Genomic DNA, 15,811 nt, shown 5'->3' with positions numbered 1-15,811 from the left:
CTACAGGGCTTCGGCGAACTCGCGCAACAGGTTCAACCGGGTCGCGGCCCTCTCGCGGGCTGCGGGTAGCGCCGATCGATCGGGCACCGGGACGACTGCCTCCAGGTAGCACTTGAGCTTGGGTTCGGTTCCCGAGGGGCGCACGACCATCCGGACGGTGGACCCCGCGAGAACGACGGCGTCGGTGCGGGACTGCCCGCGCAGTTCCGCCAGATCCGTGGCCTCGACGGGTTCGCCGGCCAGTTCGGCAGGCAGTTCCGACCGCAGGCGTCGCATCATCGCGGTGATGTCCGCGAGGTCGGTGACGCGTCGCGACACCTGGTCTCCCGCGTGCAACCCGAATTCGAGTGCGTAGTCGTCCAGCCTGTCGAGGAGGGTCGACCCCTCTGCTCGCAGCGTCGCGGCGAGGTCGGCGGCCACCACCGCGGCGGAGATACCGTCCTTGTCGCGCACCGATTCCGGGTCGACGCAGTGACCGATCGCTTCCTCGTACGCGTACACGAGACCCTCACCGGCCCGCACGAGCCACTTGAAGCCGGTGAGGGTGCGCGCGAAGCGGGCGCCGCGCGCCTCGGCGAGCTTTCCGAGGAGGGCGGACGAGACGATCGTCGTCGCGACGAGCGAGTCGGCCGGGGCGGAGGCGAGGACGTGCTCGCCGAGGAGGACGCCCGTCTCGTCGCCGCGGAGCATCCGCCAGCCGTCCGGCCCGCGCACGCCGACCGCGCACCGGTCGGCATCGGGGTCGAGGGCGATCGCGAGGTCGGCGCCGACGTCCGCGGCGAGAGCGAGGACGGCGTCCGAGGCGCCCGGCTCCTCGGGATTGGGGAACTCGACGGTCGGGAAGTCGGGGTCCGGGCCGAACTGGGTCGCGACGGTGTGGACGTCGGTGAATCCGGCGGATTTCAGTGCGGTGACTGCGGTCTCGCCGCCGACGCCGTGCATGGCGGTGAGCGCGATGCGCAGGGTCCGCGACCGTCCCGTCGGCAGGGACGCGACCCGGTCGACGTAGCGGTCGAGGAGTTCTTCGGACGCCGGCGTCACCACGGTGCGGGGGACGAGATTCGCCGGCCCGATCCGGCTGATCGATGCTTCGATCTCCCTGTCGGACGGCGAGATCAACTGGGCGCCGCCGTCGAGGTAGACCTTGTATCCGTTGTCGGCGGCGGGGTTGTGGGAGGCGGTGATCTGCACGCCGGCCGCGGCCCGGAGGCGGCGGACCGCGAACGCGACGATCGGCGTGGGGAGCGGGCGGGGGAGGAGGACGACCGAGAATCCCGCGCCCGCCAGCACTTCCGCCGCGGCGACGGCGAACTTCTCGGATCCGTGCCGCGCGTCGCGCCCGACGACGACGGTGGAGCCGCCCAGGCACCTGTCTTTCAGCCAAGCGCCCAGCCCGGCCGTCGTGCGGATCACCACGGCGAGATTCATGCCGTTCGGGCCTGCCCGCACCGGCCCGCGCAGACCCGCGGTCCCGAAACTCAGCGGAGCGGCGAAGCGGTCGGCGAGCTCGTCGGCGGAGAGACTCGCGAGTTCCGCCCGTGTTTCGGGGTCGGGATCGGCGTCGATCCAGTCCGCGATCGGATCGTTCACAAGCGTTCCACCAGTTCTCGCAGGAGACCGCCCATGCGGTCGGCGGACGCCCGGCCCGCGGCGAGGACCTCCTCGTGGTTCAGGTGCTCGCCGGTGATGCCGGCCGCGAGATTGGTCACCATCGAGATCCCGAGGACGCGGGCGCCGAGTGCCCGCGCCGCGATCGTCTCGTGGACGGTGGACATGCCGACGAGATCCGCACCGATCGTCCGCAGCATGCGGATCTCGGCGGGGGTCTCGTAGTGCGGACCCGGCAGACCGGCGTAGACGCCTTCGCTCAGCGACCCGTCGATGTCGCGGGCGAGGGCCCGCAGTTCGGGGTCGTACGCGTCGACCAGGTCGACGAACTCCGCGCCCACGAGAGGTGACCGGGCCGTGAGGTTGAGGTGATCGCTGATCAGCACGGGCTGTCCGACGGTGAAGTCCTCGCGGATTCCCCCGGCCGCGTTCGTCAGGATGACGGTCGTCGCTCCGGCGGCGATGGCCGTGCGCACCGGGTGGACGACGGACGACAGGGGATGGCCCTCGTAGGCGTGGGTACGGCCGAGGAGGACGAGGACCCGCTTGCCGCCCACGTCCACGGAGCGGATCGTTCCGGCGTGACCCGCGGCCGAGGGTGGTGTGAACCCCGGTAGATCCGCCATCGGGACGGTGCAGAGTGATTCGCCGAACCGGTCGGCGGCGGCATTCCACCCCGATCCGAGGACGACGGCGATCGAGTGTTCGGCGCAGTTCGTGTGCGCGGCGAGCGCGGCGGCCGCGGCGTCTGGCGTTCCCATGAGGCGATAGTCTTCCACTCATGCCCTATCTCGATCGCGACGGCGACGTATTCATCCTGTACCTCGGCAACGAGGGCGAGACGGACAACGAGAACCGCTTCCATCCGGACTGGATCGACGCCACCCACGCCGCACTGGACGAGGTGGAAGCCCACGAGGGTCCCGCCGCACTGGTCACGACCGCGACGGGCAAGTTCTTCACGAACGGCCTGGACACCACGTGGATCTTCGCGAACACGGACAAGCTCCCGGAATACCTCGACCGGGTGCACACGATCTACAGCCGCCTGCTCGCGTTCCCGATGGCCACCGTCGCCGCCGTCCAGGGGCACGGTTTCGGTGCCGGCGCGATGCTCGCCACGTCGCACGACTTCCGGGTCATGCGCGCCGACCGCGGGTTCTACTGCCTCCCCGAGGTGTCGCTGAACATGCCCTTCACCGTGGGGATGTCGGCGCTCCTCAACACTCGTCTGCCGAAGCAGACCGCGGTCGAGGCGATGACGACGGGCCGCCGCTACGGCGGTTCGGACGCGCTCGCCGCGGGCATCGTCGACGAACTCGCGGACGGCGACGGCGTCCTCGCGGCCGCCGTGACACGGGCCGCCGCGCTCACCGCCACCCGCGGCGCCAACCTCGCCGGGATCAAGCGCGGAATCCATCACGACGCCCTCGCCGCGCTCGCCACGGTGACGGACAAGAGCAACTTCAGCTTCGGGTGAGAGAATGAGCACGTGAATGCGGATGTCGAGGCGGCGGTCAGGTCAATCGAGACCGATCTGATCGCGCTGTCCCATTCGATCCACAGCGAACCGGAGCTCGCGTTCGAGGAGTTCCGTAGCGTCGCGAAGATCACCGAACTGCTCGAACGCAGCGGGTTCGACGTGCAGTCGGGCATCGCCGGCCTGCCCACGGCGTTCGACGCCACGTTCGGCAGCGGCGACCTCGTCATCGGTATCTGCGCCGAGTACGACGCGCTCCCGGAGATCGGCCACGCGTGCGGGCACAACATCATCGCGGCGTCCGCGGTCGGTGCCGGCGTCGCGCTCGCCACGGTCGCCGACCGGCTCGGGATCACGGTGCGGGTCATCGGGACGCCCGCCGAGGAGAGCGGCGGCGGAAAGATCGCCATGCTCGAGAAAGGCGTCTTCGACGATGTCGCGGCAGCCCTGATGGTGCATCCGGGTCCGATCGACATCACGGGTGCGACGTCGCTGGCACTGGCCGACATCGCGGTCACGTTCACCGGCCGCGAGGCGCACGCGTCGGCCGCACCGGAGTTCGGGCGCAATGCCGCCGACGCCGCGACCGTCGCCCAGGTCGGGATCGGCCTGCTGCGCCAACACCTCTCGCCGGGGCAGCAGATCCACGGGATCGTCTCCGACGGCGGCACGGCGCCCAACATCGTTCCCGCACGCTCCGAAATGCTCTACTATCTGCGCGCCGAGACGGCGTGGTCGCTGTCCGAGCTGACGACGCGCGCGGAGGCGTGTTTCGCGGCCGGCGCACTCGCCACCGGATGCACGCACGAGATCCGGACGGTGTCGCCCACGTACACGGAACTGACGCCCGACCCGTGGCTGGTCGCGACGTACCGGGAGCAGATCATCGACATGGGGCGGACACCGTTGCCGCTCGAGTGGGAGGGCGTCCGTCCGCTGGGCAGCACGGACATGGGCAACGTCACCAACGTCCTGCCCGGAATTCATCCCGTCATCGGTCTCGACTCGGGCGGTGCGGTGACGCATCAGCCTCGGTTCGCGGCGGCGTGCATCACCGAGTCCGCCGACCGCGCCGTGATCGACGGAGCGATTGCGCTGGCTCGCACGGCAGTTCGCGCGGCAACGGACGACACACAGCGGGTGCGGCTGTTGGAAGGAGTTGATCGCCGGTGAACGCGGCAGTCGACAAATGGATTCTCGCTCACACCGACGAACTCTCCCAGTGGCGTCGACACATCCACGCCAATCCCGAACTCGCGCGACACGAATACGCGACGACGGAATTCGTGGCGACGCGGCTGGCCGCGGCCGGTCTGTCGCCCGAACTGCTCCCCGGGGGAACGGGGCTCACGTGCGATCTCGGACCGTCGGACGGTCCCCGCATCGCGTTGCGCGCCGACATGGACGCTCTCCCGCTCCAGGAACTGACCGGCGCCACGTACTCGTCGACAGTGCCGGGCGTGTCGCACGCGTGCGGACACGACGCCCACACCACCATCCTGCTGGGAACCGGTCTGGCCCTCAGCGAGATCCCCGACCTCCCGGTGGGTGTCCGGCTGATCTTCCAGCCGGCCGAGGAGGTCATGCCCGGCGGCGCGCTCGAGGTCGTCGCTGCCGGACGGCTCGAGGGTGTGTCGCGGATCTTCGCCCTCCACTGCGACCCGCGGCTCGCGGCCGGGCGGGTCGGTGTGCGGCTCGGCGCGATCACGTCCGCGGCCGACACGATCGAGGTCGTGCTCGACTCACCGGGCGGCCACACGTCGCGTCCGCACCTGACCACCGACCTCGTGTTCGCGCTGGGCACCGTCGTGACGGGGTTGCCGGGCATGCTGAGCAGGCGGATCGACCCGCGCACCGGCACCGTGATGGTGTGGGGTGCCGTGAGCGCCGGCCGGGCGCCCAACGCCATTCCACAAACCGGCATGATGACCGGCACCGTGCGGACCGGCGATCACGAGACGTGGGAGATGCTCGAGCCGCTGGTCCGGGAGATCGTCCACGGTCTGCTCGCGCCCACCGGGGTGCGGTACCAGCTCAACTACCGCCGCGGGGTCCCGCCCGTCGTCAACGACGAGGTGTCGACGCGCATGTTCGAGGCCGCCATCCGCACGGTCGGCCCGGACGCCCTCGCCGACACGCCGCAGTCCGGCGGCGGCGAGGACTTCTCCTGGTATCTCGAAGAGGTTCCCGGTGCGATGGCCCGGCTCGGCGTCTGGTCGGGGGTCGGCGAGCAACTCGACATCCACCAGCCCACGTTCGATCTGGACGAGAGGGCGCTGGGCGTCGGGGTGCGGGTGCTGTCGAGCCTCGTGCTGGGCTGAGGCGCGGCGCCAGGCGGTTCTATTCGGTGCCCGGTCCGACGTTGCGGCTGTTGCGGGTGCGCAGGTCGCGCACGTAGTCGGCGGGGGCCCCGGCGATCTCTGCGGCGTCGGCCATCACCCCGAGGTAGCGGGCGGACGGCAGGCCGCCCTCGTACGCGTCGAGCACGTACAACCACGCGAGCGCGGGTTCGCCCTCGGTGTCCACGCGGACGCGGATCTTGCGGTGGATGCCGAGTTCGGAGCCCTCCCATCGGTCGAGGCTGACCTCGTCCTCCTCGGGGACGTCGTAGAGCACGACGAACACCTTGGAATCGGGGTCCTCGACCACGGTGGCGAGTGCGCCCTCCCAGCCGATGTCCCCGCCACTGAACGTCAGTCGCCAGCCGTGCAGCCAGCCCGTCCCCGCCATCGGCGAGTGAGGGCAGCGCTGCAACATCTGCTCGGGATGCATGTTGGACCCGTAGGCGGCATAGATCGACACGGCGGCAAGCCTAAACGGTGGCTAGTAATCTGTTGCATGCAGTGCACGACACGACGCGCTGCGATCGCAGAAAAAGCCGGCCGGAGACCCCGGTCGGCAGTTGAATTGGAGGACAGATGACCCGAATCGTGATCATTGGTGGCGGGCCTGCCGGATACGAGGCAGCGCTGGTGGCCGCACAGCACGGCGCCTCCGTCTCCTTGATCGATTCGGACGGGGTGGGCGGCGCCTGCGTTCTGTTCGACTGCGTGCCGTCCAAGACCTTCATTGCCTCCACCGGCGTGCGCACCGACATGCGGCGCGCCACCGACCTGGGCATTGCGCTCGATCCCGAGCAGGCCACGGTCGCACTGCCGCAGATCCACGCCCGTGTGAAGAGCCTCGCGCAGGCGCAGTCCTCCGACATCCGCACCCGCCTGCAGACGGTCGGTGTCGAACTGCTGTCGGGCACCGCCGAGATCGTCGACCCGCGGTTGGGCATGGCGTCCCACCAGGTGTGTGCCACCCTCGAGAACGGCGAGAAGAAGACACTCGACGCGGACGTCGTCCTCATCGCCACCGGTGCGAGTCCCCGGGTGATCCCCGGGGCGGAGCCGGACGGCGAGCGCATCCTGACGTGGCGCGACCTCTACGACCTCGACGAGCTGCCGACGCACCTCGTCGTCGTCGGTTCCGGTGTGACCGGTGCCGAGTTCGTGTCCGCCTACACCGAGATGGGCGTCAAGGTCACGCTGGTGTCCAGCCGCGACCGCGTCCTGCCCGGTGAGGACGCCGACGCCGCCCTCGTCCTCGAGGACGTCCTCGCCGAGCGTGGCGTCACCCTGGTCAAGCACGCCCGGGCCGATGCCGTGAAACGTACCGAGGACGGCATCGTCGTCGTGCTCGCCGACGGCCGGACCGTCGAGGGCAGCCACGCCCTGATGACCGTCGGTTCGGTTCCCAACACCCAGGGTCTCGGGTTGGAGAAGGTCGGCATCGAACTCGACAAGGGTGGATACCTGCGTGTGGACCGTGTGTCGCGGACGCCGGTGTCGGGGATCTACGCCGCGGGCGACTGCACCGGCCTGCTGCCGCTGGCGTCCGTCGCCGCCATGCAGGGCCGCATCGCGATGTACCACGCGCTCGGTGAGGGTGTGAGCCCCATCAAGCTGAAGACCGTGGCGTCGGCCGTGTTCACCCGCCCCGAGATCGCCACCGTGGGCGTCAGCCAGGCCGCGATCGACGACGGCGAGGTGCCGGCCCGCACCGTCATGCTCCCGCTCAACACCAACCCGCGCGCCAAGATGTCCGGTCTGCGCCGCGGCTTCGTGAAGATCTTCTGCCGTCCGGCCACCGGTGTGGTGATCGGCGGCGTGGTGGTGGCCCCCAACGGGTCGGAGCTGATCCTGCCCATCGCGATCGCGGTGCAGAACAACCTCACCGTCAACGACCTCGCCGCGACGTTCTCGGTGTACCCGTCGTTGACGGGTTCGATCACCGAGGCGGCACGCCAGCTGATGCGGCACGACGACCTGGACTGATCCCGAAGTGTGGGATATGCATTTCACATAGTGGCTCGTTTGGTGAGATAGTCGAGGCACGGTTCGAAATCATCGACCCGTGCCTCGGCGCTCTCCCGCCCCGCAGACCCAGGACGGACAGGGTGTTCCTCACCTGATCCCCGCTTTGACGTGCCTCCTGGGAGTCGACATGCCGCAATCACTTGCCCGCCGCATGGATGGTCTGCACAGCTCCGCCATCCGTGACCTTCTCACCCTCACTGCCCGGCCCGACGTGGTCAGCCTGGCAGGCGGGCTTCCCGATCCCGAATTCATTCCGCGCGAACGGATCCGGAAGGAAGCTGAACTCGCGCTCACTGATCCGGCGTCCGTCCAGTACGGCGAGACCACCGGGCTGCGCCGGCTCCGCGACGTGCTCGCCGCACGTGAGGGCGCCAAGATCGGCCGGCCGCTGGGCGCCGCCGACGTCGTCGTCACCCACGGCTCGCAGCAGGCGCTGAGCCTTCTCGCGCAGGTGCTGCTCGATCCCGGCGACGTCGTGGTCGTCGAGGAACCCGCCTACACCGGAGCGCTGCAGGTGTTCCGGGCCGCGGAGGCCGACATCCGGTCCGTCGCCCTCGACGCCGACGGGATGGACACCGCCGCCCTGCAGGGCATGCTCGCGGACGGACTCCGCCCCACCGTGGTCCACACGGTGAGCAACTTCCACAACCCTCGTGGCGTCGTCCTGACGCCCGGCCGCCGGGAACACCTGGCTGCACTGGCCGACCGCTACGGCTTCTGGGTGATCGAGGACGATCCATACGGCGAACTTTTCTTCGACGGGCCACCGCCCGCGCCCGTCGCGGCGCTGTCGGACCGGGTGATCCGGTTGTCCAGCGCGTCGAAGATCCTGGCACCGGCGCTGCGGGTCGGGTGGCTGCACGGCGACCGGCGGGTGTGCGAGGCCGTCGAACTGCTCAAGCAAGGCGCGGACCTCTGCGGTTCGTCGCTGACGCACCAGATAACCGCCGGACTGCTGTCGGACGAGCCCTGGCTGGACCTGCACCTGGAGATGCTGCGCGGCCGCTACGGGTCCCGGGCCCGGGCGCTCGCGGACGGCGTCACCTCGACGTTCGGCGACCGCGTCCGCGTGTCGTCGGCGGCGGGCGGGATGTTCTGCTGGACCGAGTTCACGGACGCGGACCTCGACACGGCGGCACTGCTGCAGACCGCCGTGGACCACGGTGTCGCCTTCGTCCCCGGATCGGCTTTCGGCGTCGCCGCGGAGCACCGGAGCGCTCTGCGACTGTGCTTCGCGACCTGTCCGGAGGACGTGCTGACAGGCGCGGCGGCGAGACTCGGCGACGCGTACGCCGATCACGCCCAGTCGTAGGTCCGTTCGACCGCCTTGTTCCACTCGGCGTAGAGCCGGGTGGACTCGGCCTCGTCCATCGCGGGTTCCCACGTCTTGTCGACGGCCCAGTTCGCGCGGATGTCGTCCTCGCTCTCCCAGAAGCCGACGGCAAGCCCCGCGGCGTACGCGGCGCCCAGCGCCGTCGTCTCGTTGACGACGGGCCGGATGACGGGCACTGCAAGGATGTCGGACTGGAACTGCATGAGGGTCTCGTTGACGACCATGCCGCCGTCCACCTTGAGGGAGGCGAGTTCGACGCCCGAATCGGCGCGCATCGCCTCGATCACCTCGCGGGTCTGATACGCGGTGGCCTCCAGGGCGGCCCTGGCGAGATGTCCCTTGTTCACGAACCGGGTGAGTCCGACGATGGCCCCGCGGGCGTCGGGCCGCCAGCGCGGTGCGAACAACCCGGAGAACGCGGGCACGAAGTAGGCGCCGCCGTTGTCGTCGACCGACGTGGCCAGATCCTCGATGTCCTTGGCGGACTCGATGATTCCCAGGTTGTCGCGCAGCCACTGCACCAGGGAGCCGGTGACGGCCACGGACCCCTCCAGCGCGTACACGGCCGGCGCGTCACCGATCTTGTAGCAGACGGTGGTGAGGAGTCCGTGCTTGCTGTGCACGGGAGTGGTTCCCGTGTTGAGCAGCAGGAAGTTCCCCGTTCCGTACGTGTTCTTCGCTTCGCCCTCCGACAGGCAGGCCTGGCCGAACGTGGCGGCCTGCTGGTCGCCGAGGATTCCGGCCACCGGCACGCCGGGCAGTGTCCCGTGCGGTCGTCCGACGCCGTACACCTCCGACGAGCTGCGGATCTCGGGGAGCATCGACATCGGGATACCGAAATCGGCACAGATCTCCGGATCCCAGTCGAGGGTCTCGAGATTCATCAGCAGAGTGCGGGAGGCGTTGGTGACATCCGTCACGTGGGTGCCCTCCGTGATGTGCCACAGAATCCAGCTGTCGATCGTGCCGAAGCAGAGCTCGCCCGCTTCCGCCTTCTCGCGCGCACCCTCGACGTTGTCGAGGATCCACCGGACCTTCGGCCCCGAGAAATACGTGGACAGCGGCAGGCCGGTGCGCTTCTGGTACCGGCCCGGGCCCTCGTCGCCACCGAGTTCGGTGCACAGTTCGTCGGTGCGCGTGTCCTGCCAGACGATGGCGTTGTACACGGGTTCTCCGGTGTTCCGGTCCCACACGACCGCCGTCTCCCGCTGATTGGTGATGCCGATCGCGGCGATGTCGCGTTTGGTGAGATCGGCCTTCGCGAGCGCGGACGCCACCACTTCGCGGGTGTTGATCCACAGCTGTGCCGGGTCGTGCTCCACCCAGCCTGCCCGCGGAAAGAACTGCTCGTGTTCCTTCTGGGCGACGCTGACCACGGCGCCGTCGTGATCGAAGATCATGCAGCGGCTGGAGGTGGTGCCCTGGTCTATCGCGGCGATGTACTGAATCACACGCATGAAGCTACTAGCCTGGCAGAGAATCCGTCGTCATCTCACAGGAGCCCGAGTTGAGTAGTCAGCCAGGTGTGCAGTTCCTCGGTCCCCGGCAGCGTGATGCCGCATGGGACAAGCTGCAGACCGAACAGTTCGACGTCGTCGTGATCGGCGGTGGTGTGGTCGGAGCCGGTGCGGCCCTCGATGCGGCCACCCGCGGGCTGAAGGTGGCGTTGGTCGAGGCACGCGATTACGCGTCCGGCACGTCGAGTCGCTCGTCGAAGATGTTCCACGGCGGTCTGCGCTATCTCGAGCAGCTCGAGTTCGGATTGGTGCGGGAGGCGCTCCGGGAGCGTGAGCTGTCGCTGACCACCCTGGCGCCGCACCTGGTGAAGCCGCTCAAGTTCCTGTTCCCGATCACCCACCGGGTGTGGGAGCGCCCCTACATGGCGGCCGGCATCTTCCTCTACGACCGCATGGGCGGCGCCAAATCGGTTCCGGCGCAGAAGCATCTGACGCGCGCGGGTGCGCTCCGGATGGCGCCGGGTCTCAAACGCAACTCGCTGACCGGCGGCATCCAGTACTACGACACCGTGGTCGACGACGCCCGCCACACCATGACCGTCGCCCGCACCGCCGCCCACTACGGTGCGGTGGTGCGTACGTCCACCCAGGTGGTCGGGTTCCTCCGGGAGGCAGACCGGGTCTCCGGAGTGCGCGTCCGGGACTGCGAGGACGGGCGCACCGCCGACGTGAAGGCGCACGTCGTCATCAACGCCACGGGGGTGTGGACCGACGAGATCCAGGCGCTGTCGCGGCAACGCGGCCGGTTCCGCGTCCGCGCGTCCAAGGGCGTCCACATCGTGGTGCCTCGCGACCGGATCGTGAGCGACGCCGCGATCATCCTGCGCACCGAGAAGTCGGTGCTGTTCGTGATCCCGTGGGGCAGCCACTGGATCATCGGCACCACGGATACGGACTGGAATCTCGACCTCGCGCACCCGGCGGCAACCAAGGCCGACATCGACTACATCCTCGGTCATGTCAACAAGGTGCTGGTGACGTCGCTGACCCACGACGACATCGACGGCGTATACGCCGGTCTGCGCCCGCTGCTCGCGGGGGAGAGCGACGAGACGTCGAAACTCTCGCGGGAACACGCCGTCGCGCGCGTGGCGCCGGGTCTCGTCGCCATCGCGGGCGGCAAGTACACCACCTATCGGGTGATGGCCGAGGACGCCGTGGATCTCGCCGCCGACGACATTCCCGCGCGGATGGCGCCGTCCATCACGGAGAAGGTTCCGCTCGTCGGTGCCGACGGCTATTTCGCGCTGGTCAATCAGACAGTTCACCTCGGCCAGATGTACGGGTTGCACCCGTACCGCGTGAAGCACCTGCTGGACCGGTACGGTTCGCTGATCGACGAGGTGCTCGACCAGGCGAGCGGGAAACCGGAACTTCTCCAGCCCATCACGGACGCACCCGCCTACCTGCAGGTCGAGGTCGTGTACGCGGCGGCGGCCGAGGGCGCCCTGCATCTCGACGACATCCTCGCCCGGCGCACGCGTATCGCCATCGAGTACTCGCATCGGGGTGTGAACTGCGCCGAGCAGGTGGCGCAACTGGTGGCCCCCGTCCTCGGCTGGGATGCCGACGCCGTCGACCGCGAGGTGAAGACGTATCAGGCGCGGGTGGAGGCGGAGGTCCAGTCGCAGGCCCAGCCGGACGACCTGTCGGCCGACGCGTTGCGGGCGGCGGCGCCCGAGTCGCGGGTCGAACTGCTCGAACCCCCGGTCAGTGTGTCAGAAATACCTTGACGATCACGATGGCCGACGCGACGACGGCGAGGCCGAACGCCGCCCAGTGGGTGCCGGACGTGACTCTCTCGCGGCGGAGACGGCTGATCACGTAACTGATCGACGCGATCCGGGTGATCATCACCAACTCGGCGATCAACTGCGCGGTCCTCGGCTCCAGCCAGCCGATCAGCGCGGCGCACAGGATGACGCTGGGGACTACGGCCGACGTGAGGATGGGCAGGCCGTCGCGGAGTTCCCCGCTGCGTTCGGCTCGCGTGAGCGTGCGGTCGAGACGCAGTGTCTGCCCGACGGACTCGGCGAATAGGTGCGCGAGGAATGTGGACAGCGCCGCTCCGACGACGATCGCGATGCCGACGGTTTCCTGTGCCTTGGTGACGGGGATGAGCGCGGCGAGGACGAGGATGTTGCCGTAGATGTAGGCGCTGATGCGCCGGGCGACGCGCTCGGTGTCGATCGAGGCGTCGGTCAGCTGCGCGGGGCGGTTGAAGAGCTTCGGAAGGTCCCACTCCATGGCCCCGAGCATTCCACGCGCACGCGGTCAGCGAGTGTGGACGAGCGATTTCGGTGCGTGTGCGGCGACGACCCCGGAGAGCGCCATGACGACGAGGGCTGTGACAGCGATGAATTCCATGTGATTCAGCGTCGTCCCGGAACCCGTGAGCAGTGTGGGCGTTGTCTGTGAGCTCCCTGGGAACTCAGACTTTCGGGCTGTAGTGCTGGGGGTCGTCCCGCCGGCCGAGCGGCGGAAGATTGCGTCGGGGCGTGTGGACGAGCGGTGCGTGCGCGGGGGCGCGTCCGGTCTCGCGGTCCCAGCCTGCGCGGGCGCGCGGGTGGTAGCGGTATCGCCAGGGGACCAGACGGAAGACGGCGCCGATTGCGCGGCCGACGAGGGTGTGCAGGCGCTCGTCGCGTGTGGTCCAGCGGTAACCGAGGAGTTCGCGGACCGGTGGGTCGTACATGCCGACCGTCAGCCACACGAAGCCCTTCGCCACCGGGATCCGGAGAACCGCCCAGATCGGGTCGGGCAGCCAGGTCAGGAACGGGGGAACACCGAGACCGGACAGGTCGAGGACGTCCCGGGTGGCCTTGTTGTCCTCGAGCACGTTGCGGCACATGTGATCCCAGTACTCCTGGAATGCCTCCCAGGTTTCCGGGACGGGGCGCATGCTCATTCCGTACAGGCGGTACCACTGGATGTGCTCGGTGAACAGCCGGCGCTTCTGATCTTCGGTGAGGCCACCCATGAAGTGGTCGCCCGTGAGGATGGTCCCCATGAAGAACGTGGCGTGCGCCCAGTAGAACGTGTCGGGGTCGAGGGCGTGATACCTGCGGCCGTGTTTGTCGATTCCCTTGATGTTGTCGTGATACCCCCGCACCTGCTCCGCGGTCTGCTGGGCGCGGTCGCCGTCGAAGACGACGCCGCCGATCGGGTACAGCGACCGGTAGAGGCGCTCCCACCGCTCGTCGAAGAAGCGGGAGTGTTCCTCGACGCCCGCGCCGAGTCCGGGATGCATGTTCTGCATGGACCCGGCCCAGACACCCTGCAGCATTCCGCGCCAGTCGCCGAAATACTTCCAGGTCAACGAGTCGGGGCCGAGGGGGACGGGAGCGGAGGCCGGGACGGGCGTACCGTCCGCGTTCAAGTGACTACGCACGTTGTCAGACTAGGATCTGGCAACACGCGTAGTCAAGGATTGGGGTGAGACGAGTGACGCTGGAGGACCGGCGGGAAGCGCGGCGGAATTCGCTGCTGCGTGCGGGCGTCGCGCTGCTCGGAGCCCCGGACGGGCCTGCGGTGAACGTGCGCGCGGTCTGCCGCGCCGCGGCGCTGACCGAACGGTACTTCTACGAGTCGTTCCGGGACCGGGACGAGTTCGTGCGCTCGGTCTACACCACCGTGGGCAACCAGGCGCAGGCCGCCCTCGTGGAGGCGGTGGCATCCACCGAGACCGCGCGGCAGCGCGCCGAAGCCGCCGTGGGCGCGTTCGTGAAACTGATGGTCGACGATCCCGCCATGGGCCGGGTGCTGCTCCTCGCGCCGCTGTCCGAACCCGCGCTGAGCAGGCGCGGCATCGACCTGATGCCCGGCTTCGTGGCACTCGTGCACGACCAGCTGTCCGCCGTCGACGACGAGGTGGAGAAACAACTCGTCGCAGTCGGTGTAGTGGGCGCTCTCACGACGCTGTTCATCGGATATCTCGACGGAACCGTTGCCGCGTCGCGCGAGCAATTCGTCGCTCATTGCGTCACTCTGGTGGTGGAGGCAAACAAGGCCGGCCACGAGTGAGGTGCGCATGCCGTTCCAGGTATCCGTGGACGATCCGACTCGCCCGCAACCCGAACTTCGGGTACTCGACCGCAAGTTCTTCCAACTCGTCGGCGAGTTCGTCTACGTCCACGGCGACACGGTGGTGACGGTGCCCGGCTGCGCCCCCATGCCCTGCCTTCTCCGCACGGATCTGGCATCGATCCCCGCACCGCTGCAAGGCCTGCTCACCCCGTACGGCCGGCAGCTGCTTCCCGCGATCATGCACGACGACCTGTGCAAACGTGCGAGCGCGCAGGGACCGGAGGGAAACACGCTGCGACGGCACGCGGACGAACTGTTCCGGCTCGCCCTGCTCGACGAGGGCGTCGGACCGTTCCGCAGCCGCATCTTCTGGGTCGGCGTCGAGGTCGGCCGGTTCTGGACGTTCACCGACGTCGTCCGGTTCCTGCTCATCGCGCACCAGGTGCTCGGCATGCTGTGCTGGGTGGTGGGAGTGCCGTGGGCATTGGCGACCTCGCACTTCGGCCTGGCCGCGCTCCTTCTCGTGCTTCCGGTCGTGCTGTCGCTGGTGTGGCGCAGAGACTTTCCCGTCGCTCTGCTCGGGTGTCTTCTCCTGCCCGTCATCGCGCCGACATATCTGCTGACGATCGCCACGGCCGCGGTGCTGTGGGTGCCGGACGGTGCCGCATGGCTGCTCGGCCGCCGACGGACTCGCAGACCGCCGCCGCTCGGGCCGCCGACCACGGTTCTCCGCTAACCCACGATCGGTGGTTGACAGTACGTGCAGAAGAAGATCTGCTGCTGACCGAGGTCGTGACCTTCGATCACCGTCCCGCAACGGCGGCAACGCTTTCCGGCACGCCCGTACACCCACGGCCGATGGCGGACGGAGTTGTTCTTGTCGATGTGAATCATGCGATGCGCGAGCGTGACCAGCGCGGGCAGGTCGGCCACGTCGCTCGACGGAGTGTAGGGGTGGACGCCGCGGAGGAAGCAGACTTCGTTGCGATAGACGTTGCCGAGGCCGGCCAGGTTGCGCTGATCGACCAGGGCGAGACCGATGGGCTGGTCGCCGGCCTCCCGCAGGTTGCGGATCGCCGTGTCGGCGTCCCAGTCCGGTCCCAGCAGGTCGGGGCCGAGGTGGCCGACCGCGGACTCTTCGTCGTCACGCCCCAGGACCTCCGTGATGCCGAGCGAGAATCCGACCGCAACCCTGTCTTCGGTGGCGAGCACGATCCGGGCCTGGTGAGTGGGGCGGCGCCACTTCGTGTCCGGCGCGTAGATGTGCCACGCGCCCTCCATCTTCAGATGCGTGTGGATCGAGTAGTCACCGACCCGGATGAGGAGGTGCTTCCCGCGGCTGACCACCTCGTCGACGAGTTGGCCGGACAGGTCGACGGTGGCGTACCGCGGGACCCGCACGTCGCAGCGGGTCAGCACCTTGCCCTCGAGGGCGTCGCGAAGCGAGTTGGCGGTGCGCCAGACGGTGTCGCCTTCGGGCATC

15 protein-coding genes are annotated in these 15,811 nt (G+C 68.9%); 8 read left to right on the top strand and 7 right to left on the bottom strand.

The annotated features are described in order from the left end of the window. Both OYT95_RS05225 and OYT95_RS05220 read right to left on the bottom strand, forming a co-directional pair. Nucleotides 1–1,590: a phospho-sugar mutase gene (locus OYT95_RS05225; protein ID WP_268790916.1), complete on the bottom strand. Its 1,590-nt coding sequence runs from the start codon at nucleotides 1,588–1,590 to the stop codon at nucleotides 1–3. Further along, complete coding sequence (locus OYT95_RS05220) at nucleotides 1,587–2,369, bottom strand: purine-nucleoside phosphorylase (protein WP_037245037.1); 783 nt, start codon at nucleotides 2,367–2,369, stop codon at nucleotides 1,587–1,589. The genes OYT95_RS05225 and OYT95_RS05220 overlap by 4 nt, the downstream gene beginning before the upstream one ends. Before the next feature lie 20 nt (nucleotides 2,370–2,389). Here OYT95_RS05220 and OYT95_RS05215 point away from each other — a divergent pair, with 20 nt between their 5' ends. From OYT95_RS05215 to OYT95_RS05205, 3 genes are read left to right on the top strand one after another with little or no spacing between them, the layout of a single operon-like run. Next, on the top strand, nucleotides 2,390–3,088 hold the full coding sequence (locus tag OYT95_RS05215) for an enoyl-CoA hydratase-related protein (protein ID WP_037244917.1): 699 nt from the start codon (nucleotides 2,390–2,392) through the stop codon (nucleotides 3,086–3,088). Nucleotides 3,089–3,100: 12 nt separating this feature from the next. Continuing rightward, entirely contained in the window at nucleotides 3,101–4,261 is a 1,161-nt protein-coding gene (locus OYT95_RS05210; protein WP_052033804.1) for a M20 family metallopeptidase, read from the top strand. Further along, nucleotides 4,258–5,409 carry a M20 family metallopeptidase gene (locus tag OYT95_RS05205; RefSeq protein ID WP_037244919.1) on the top strand — a complete coding sequence of 384 codons (1,152 nt, stop codon included), beginning with the start codon at nucleotides 4,258–4,260 and terminating at the stop codon, nucleotides 5,407–5,409. Before OYT95_RS05210 ends, OYT95_RS05205 begins: the two co-directional genes overlap by 4 nt. Nucleotides 5,410–5,428: 19 nt before the next feature. On the opposite strand, the gene OYT95_RS05200 is transcribed toward OYT95_RS05205, so the two are convergent. Then, on the bottom strand, nucleotides 5,429–5,890 hold the full coding sequence (locus tag OYT95_RS05200; RefSeq protein WP_011598217.1) for a gamma-glutamylcyclotransferase: 462 nt from the start codon (nucleotides 5,888–5,890) through the stop codon (nucleotides 5,429–5,431). Nucleotides 5,891–6,006: 116 nt separating this feature from the next. Between OYT95_RS05200 and OYT95_RS05195 the strand changes: the two genes are divergently transcribed. Further along, nucleotides 6,007–7,410 (top strand): NAD(P)H-quinone dehydrogenase, encoded by a 1,404-nt coding sequence (locus OYT95_RS05195; protein WP_037244922.1) that lies wholly within the window; start codon nucleotides 6,007–6,009, stop codon nucleotides 7,408–7,410. A 169-nt stretch (nucleotides 7,411–7,579) separates the two neighbouring features. Further along, entirely contained in the window at nucleotides 7,580–8,764 is a 1,185-nt protein-coding gene (locus tag OYT95_RS05190; protein ID WP_268790915.1) for an aminotransferase-like domain-containing protein, read from the top strand. On the opposite strand, the gene glpK is transcribed toward OYT95_RS05190, so the two are convergent. Further along, complete coding sequence (gene glpK, locus OYT95_RS05185; RefSeq protein ID WP_268790914.1) at nucleotides 8,749–10,242, bottom strand: glycerol kinase GlpK; 1,494 nt, start codon at nucleotides 10,240–10,242, stop codon at nucleotides 8,749–8,751. The genes OYT95_RS05190 and glpK overlap by 16 nt on opposite strands. A 50-nt stretch (nucleotides 10,243–10,292) precedes the next feature. On the opposite strand from glpK, the gene glpD reads away from it, so the two are divergent. Next, complete coding sequence (gene glpD, locus OYT95_RS05180; protein ID WP_005239930.1) at nucleotides 10,293–12,035, top strand: glycerol-3-phosphate dehydrogenase; 1,743 nt, start codon at nucleotides 10,293–10,295, stop codon at nucleotides 12,033–12,035. Here the strand turns inward: glpD and OYT95_RS05175 are convergent. Then, nucleotides 12,013–12,549: a hypothetical protein gene (locus OYT95_RS05175; protein ID WP_268790913.1), complete on the bottom strand. Its 537-nt coding sequence runs from the start codon at nucleotides 12,547–12,549 to the stop codon at nucleotides 12,013–12,015. The two genes, glpD and OYT95_RS05175, sit on opposite strands and share 23 nt — an antisense overlap. 184 nt (nucleotides 12,550–12,733) lie before the next feature. After that, entirely contained in the window at nucleotides 12,734–13,693 is a 960-nt protein-coding gene (locus OYT95_RS05170) for an oxygenase MpaB family protein (RefSeq protein ID WP_268790912.1), read from the bottom strand. A 53-nt stretch (nucleotides 13,694–13,746) separates the two neighbouring features. Between OYT95_RS05170 and OYT95_RS05165 the strand changes: the two genes are divergently transcribed. Further along, entirely contained in the window at nucleotides 13,747–14,325 is a 579-nt protein-coding gene (locus tag OYT95_RS05165) for a TetR/AcrR family transcriptional regulator (protein ID WP_037244933.1), read from the top strand. Nucleotides 14,326–14,332: 7 nt separating this feature from the next. After that, the gene (locus tag OYT95_RS05160) at nucleotides 14,333–15,064 is read left to right on the top strand and encodes a DUF1353 domain-containing protein (RefSeq protein ID WP_037244936.1); all 732 of its coding nucleotides are present in this window, start codon (nucleotides 14,333–14,335) and stop codon (nucleotides 15,062–15,064) included. Here the strand turns inward: OYT95_RS05160 and OYT95_RS05155 are convergent. Then, on the bottom strand, nucleotides 15,061–15,810 hold the full coding sequence (locus OYT95_RS05155) for a DNA-formamidopyrimidine glycosylase family protein (protein ID WP_112299272.1): 750 nt from the start codon (nucleotides 15,808–15,810) through the stop codon (nucleotides 15,061–15,063). The genes OYT95_RS05160 and OYT95_RS05155 overlap by 4 nt on opposite strands. Nucleotide 15,811: the final 1 nt, after the last annotated feature.

It is taken from the genome of Rhodococcus sp. JS3073 (assembly GCF_026810085.1).
In the GTDB taxonomy this organism is placed as follows: domain Bacteria; phylum Actinomycetota; class Actinomycetes; order Mycobacteriales; family Mycobacteriaceae; genus Rhodococcus_F; species Rhodococcus_F wratislaviensis.
Note: the sequence above shows the minus strand (reverse complement) of the source record. Positions and strands in the feature narration are given on the sequence as shown.

What these genes read in the sequence shown, in the direction of transcription:
- OYT95_RS05220 (WP_037245037.1), bottom strand. Translation starts at nt 2,369, where the DNA reads ATGGGAACGCCAGACGCCGCGGCCGCCGCGCTCGCCGCGCACACGAAC.
- OYT95_RS05215 (WP_037244917.1), top strand. Translation starts at nt 2,390, where the DNA reads ATGCCCTATCTCGATCGCGACGGCGACGTATTCATCCTGTACCTCGGC.
- OYT95_RS05195 (WP_037244922.1), top strand. Translation starts at nt 6,007, where the DNA reads ATGACCCGAATCGTGATCATTGGTGGCGGGCCTGCCGGATACGAGGCA.
- OYT95_RS05190 (WP_268790915.1), top strand. Translation starts at nt 7,580, where the DNA reads ATGCCGCAATCACTTGCCCGCCGCATGGATGGTCTGCACAGCTCCGCC.
- glpK (WP_268790914.1), bottom strand. Translation starts at nt 10,242, where the DNA reads ATGCGTGTGATTCAGTACATCGCCGCGATAGACCAGGGCACCACCTCC.
- OYT95_RS05175 (WP_268790913.1), bottom strand. Translation starts at nt 12,549, where the DNA reads ATGGAGTGGGACCTTCCGAAGCTCTTCAACCGCCCCGCGCAGCTGACC.
- OYT95_RS05160 (WP_037244936.1), top strand. Translation starts at nt 14,333, where the DNA reads ATGCCGTTCCAGGTATCCGTGGACGATCCGACTCGCCCGCAACCCGAA.
- OYT95_RS05155 (WP_112299272.1), bottom strand. Translation starts at nt 15,810, where the DNA reads ATGCCCGAAGGCGACACCGTCTGGCGCACCGCCAACTCGCTTCGCGAC.